This window comes from Prevotella conceptionensis 9403948 (assembly GCF_000312305.1).
Taxonomy (GTDB): domain Bacteria; phylum Bacteroidota; class Bacteroidia; order Bacteroidales; family Bacteroidaceae; genus Prevotella; species Prevotella conceptionensis.
Window position 1 is genome coordinate 429,259 of record NZ_HE999446.1, and the last position, 4,444, is coordinate 433,702.

Genomic DNA, 4,444 nt, shown 5'->3' on the forward strand with positions numbered 1-4,444 from the left:
GATGGATGGGAGAAAAGGCATTTGCTGGGGCATGAACGATAGCGGCCTATACGAATAGCCGTCGCCGTCTATACGTATGCGCCAAAACAAGTCGTTGCGCCGCATATTGGCGTTATATACCGAGAGGTTAAGGCCATGTTCGTGGCCATTGCGACTATATAGCAGGTAGTTGGCCGAGAGGTCGAGCCGAACATAAGTGCCAAGCCTAGCCCCATTGTGCGGTCCGAACTGCGAAACAAGGTTGCCATCGAGTATATAGAAGTTCTCTGGTGCGGTGAATGGCGTACCACTGGCCCACACCAACGTTGCAGCAAAACGCCAACGGGGGCTTACTTGGTATGCGGCTACGGCGTTAAGTTCGTGTACACGCTCATGACTGGCGGGATATTCGCCAAGCAAAGCTGTGCCGGGATAATGCCGTTGCGCCCTACCCCACGCGTAACTAACCCATCCCGTTAGGCAGCCCGAACGCTTTTCGAGCATCACATGTGCGCCATAATTGCGCCCCTGGCCCTCAACAAGGTGTTTACTCACGTTGTCGGATGGGTTGAAAATAACCTCGAACGGTGTGCTAACATATTCTTGTTGATGGTAAAGCCACTTGTGATAAACGCCTGCCGTAAGCAGAAATGCACCTTTAAACAAGGCGGTGCGATAGTTGGCCGAGAGGTTGATGGCGCGTTGTGGACGATGAACGGCCGACGATGAGAGCCAAAACTCACTGGGAAGGTTGAGCGAAGAGAACCCCGTACGAAAGAGGTACTGACGCTTGATGGCCCCACTAACGAGGAATGCACCCACGGGCGACTGCCAAACAAGATGCAAAAGGGGGTCTAGGCCGTAGAAAGTGGCATCGGGCGAGCGATAAATTGTGGCTCGTAGGCCGCCTGTTAGTTTTAGTTGTTCGGCCAACGGTAGGGCCATGTCGGCTCCCAACGATGTTTCCAGTGTGCGTTGGCGTTGTGGTGCGGGGTTGATGTACTGCCTATCGCCGCTCACTTCGGGCGATTGAAGTTGCAAACGATGGTAAACCACTGCGGCATGTAGGCTTAATGGCGCAAAAGATAGGTGCGCCTTGTAGCCCCAATTGGTAATAGAAGAGGGCAAACGCAAGTGCGTATTTTCAAATCCAGTATAGAAATCATTGCCATAGGCAGAGAGGTAGGCCGTTTGTTGCAGCGTTGTTCGGCCCATGCGCCTTGTCCAATGCAGTGCACCCAAATGGTTGGCCCACTTCATTTTGCCTTTATATACAGATACTTTTTCGTTTAGTTCGCCATCGTCTTGTCCGCTGTAATAGTCTATTCGCAGCATGTTATTATCGTCGGGACGGTAAGTCCACGTTAGGTTTGCATCATAAAAGCCATATTTTAAGGCCATGTCCTCCATGTTCAGCAAACGATGATAAAGCAGGTTTATGTAGGCCGAACGACCCGAAAGCGTTAGTTCCATCTTGCCATTGATGGGTACGCGCAGGGTGGCTTGCGAGGAAATAAGCCCGATACTGCCTTCCCCGGTAAGCTTGTGGGCAATGGTATCGGGCGAACAAAGGTCTACAAAGCCACCCAATCTATTGGCATGACCTGCCGAAACAGCTGTGGGCGAAAAGCGCATCTGTGCATAATGGCCGGCGTTGAAAACGGAAAAGATGCCCAACAGATGGGCAGCGTTGTGCACAGGCACACCATTAAGGCTCATTTCGTTGTGTGCATTGTCGCACCCCTCGATGTGTAAGCCGGCGTCTAGCTCGCCATTAGTCTGCACATTGGGTAGCGATTGGGCATAGCGCAGCGGGTCGGCATTGCCAAATAGCTTAGGCATGTCGTTCAGAAAGTCGAGGTTCAGCGTTATTTGCCCTAAGGCATTGGCACGCAACTTGCCCCGTAAGCGCGGCGCAACGATGTCCACGTTACGTAAGTTTGCGGCTTTCAGCGTGTCGACTGTTTGCCCTTCGGCCGGCAAAAGGGCTGTGGTGAAGAGCAAGGCAAGCCATGTTCGGGGCTTTATGTGGTGGGCTAAGTGGCGAATAATGATGGAGGGTTAAGGGTAAAAAGTTGTTGTTGGCTTGGCGTTTGGTGGGTTCTGGCTATGCAATAAGCAAGAAAAAACCACGCATGCGGCAGTAAAACAAAATAGAAATGGTGAGGAAACGCGCCTTTGTACAGCTGTACAACAAGGCAATGTGGTTTCAAAACAAAATAGAAATGGTAAGGAAACGCGCCTTCGTACAGCTGTACTAATAAGGCGATGTGGTTTCGATACCATTTCTATCACGCTATAAATACGCATCGCCCAAGGGCCAACCGTGGGTCTAGGGCAATGGCATTGAGGTTACTTATCAAACATTCTTTCGAACGATTTAATCAAGTTGCTAGCCTGCTTGTACACGTCGGGGAAGTTCTTCTTCGTGAAGTAGTCGTTAAAGCCATAGCTAGTTTTATCGTCAAACTTCAACAAAGCAGAGGGTTTCCACATCACTTTATACTCTAGTGTTAAGTTGTCGTGTACTTGTTCTGCAAATACTGCTAACTCGATATTGGCGCTACGCTTATCAGAACCCTTTAAGAATAAACCAGCATTGAGGTGATTATTGGCTTGTTCTACAAATCCCTTGGATTCGTTCTCGGTGTAATAAACAAAGCTGTTGTTCTTAAACGTACCACCTTCTTCAAGCTTTCTGTACCATTTGTTAAACGTGCTGCCATCGTCTATCTTACCTTTGAACTGCACTTCACCCAAAATATCGAACGCCATACTTACTTCGCCCACGCCCTGAATGCGGTCGTTGGTGGCTTTACCATTAGCAGAAATCACCATGTCGAACAGCTTTTGGTTGCCAATAGTGACGGCGGCCTCGGCCTTTGCACCCTTAGCTGCCTCGAACAAAGCGCGCTTAACCTCCACTACATAGTTGTTGATGGTTAGCTTGCAGTTGGCCTCGATATTGTCTTTTGCCACGTCGAGTGTGCCGTTTGTAGATACCTTGGTGTTCAATTCGCCCGTCATCAAGGTGTTTCCGCCCTGCGTAAGCGTAAGTGTTGCTTTTTCGGGAACGTTTAATTTGGTTTCAATCTTGGTGCGATCGTAATGTCCATATCCCTTATACACTCTTTCTTCATCGTCTAAGAAGGGCACGTACATATTGGTTTGCTTACCCTCAAGCACAAGTTTAAGCACACATTCCTTGCCGTTATTGTCGTTAAAAGCAAACTGCAAGTCGTTGGCATCTTCCCTAACCCATTGTCCGTTCACCACTTTAAAGTGCCCTTTTATCTGCGAAAGGTCTATCATGCGCTGCATTACCTTCATGTCTTTCTCGCGTTTGCCAAGGTCGGTCCAAAAGCTTTTCAGCTTATCCTTCCACCACTTGTTAATCTTTGCCGTGGCATGTTCGCTCGAAAGGTTGTCGTGTACGTAGTTGGCAATGTTCTCAATGTTGGTAAAGTCGGTTGATTTAACCAGTGCCAAGGCGCGTTTAGCGGTTTTGTCTAACTCAAGCTTTTTCTGTTCGGGGGTCAGTTCGGTGTTAATCTCGGTTTTGTCTCCTGGGTCTGTTCCGCCAGGAATAGAGCCATTGTCATCGTTCGACGAGCCACAAGCAGCCACACCGAACACCAAAGAGGCACCTAACATTAGGTACCCAAAGCGTCTAAATTCTCTCATGCTATCTAATTTAATTGTTAAATAATGGCCTTATGGCCGTGTTTTGCTATGTTAAGTTATTGAAGTCTGTAATTTGTAAGCTGTTGATTTGGCGTGTTCTCCTTAGTCATAGTGTGCTCACACACAAGGAAAACTTTTATCAATTGTTTCTATCTATTATAAAGCTTACGTATGCTTTCAAAGCATCTTGCAGCTGTGGTTGAGCAATGTATTGGTTGATAAACCCATCGGTAAGTGCCTTACATTCGGCCATTTTTTGTTCGGCATAGGCTATTCCGCCGTTGTTTTTGGTAAACTCCACCAGCTGTGCAATTTCTTCGGCCGACACGTTTCGCGCCTTTACTTTGCGCGCCAAGGCTGCCATTTGGCTATCTCCGGTGGTGTTAAGCGCATAAAGCACGGGCAAAGTTAGCTTACCTTCGGCCATATCGTTGCCCGTTGGCTTGCCTAAGTCGGCCGATTGGTAATAATCAAAGATGTCGTCGCGAATCTGAAAGATAACGCCCACGTTGCGTCCAAAGGCGCGAGCCGCCTCAACAGCTTGCCTGTCGGCTCCTCCGGCCTTTGCTCCAATCACAGCACAAGCCTCAAACAAGGCGGCCGTCTTTTGTTTTATCACCTCGAAATACACCTCTTCCGAGAAGTTGGTGTTGGCAATGTTGGTTAGTTGCAGTATCTCGCCGTTCGATAACGTGCGACCCAGTTCGGCCAAGTCGCAAACAATGTCGCAATCGTTTGTGCGCGCAATGTTAAGCAAGGCCGTTGAGAGAATGTAATCGCC

General features: G+C 48.8%; 3 protein-coding genes. All 3 read right to left on the bottom strand.

Annotated features, from left to right (window positions below):
* Positions 1-1,983: TonB-dependent receptor plug domain-containing protein (locus BN93_RS07860; protein WP_019187803.1), on the bottom strand; the 1,983-nt coding region annotated here is incomplete at its 3' end.
* A gap of 348 nt (positions 1,984-2,331) precedes the next feature.
* Entirely contained in the window at positions 2,332-3,663 is a 1,332-nt protein-coding gene (locus tag BN93_RS07865) for a hypothetical protein (RefSeq protein ID WP_044260106.1), read from the bottom strand.
* A gap of 139 nt (positions 3,664-3,802) precedes the next feature.
* Positions 3,803-4,444, bottom strand: a 642-nt coding sequence (locus BN93_RS07870; RefSeq protein WP_044260108.1) for a polyprenyl synthetase family protein, incomplete at its 5' end; no start/stop codon positions are given.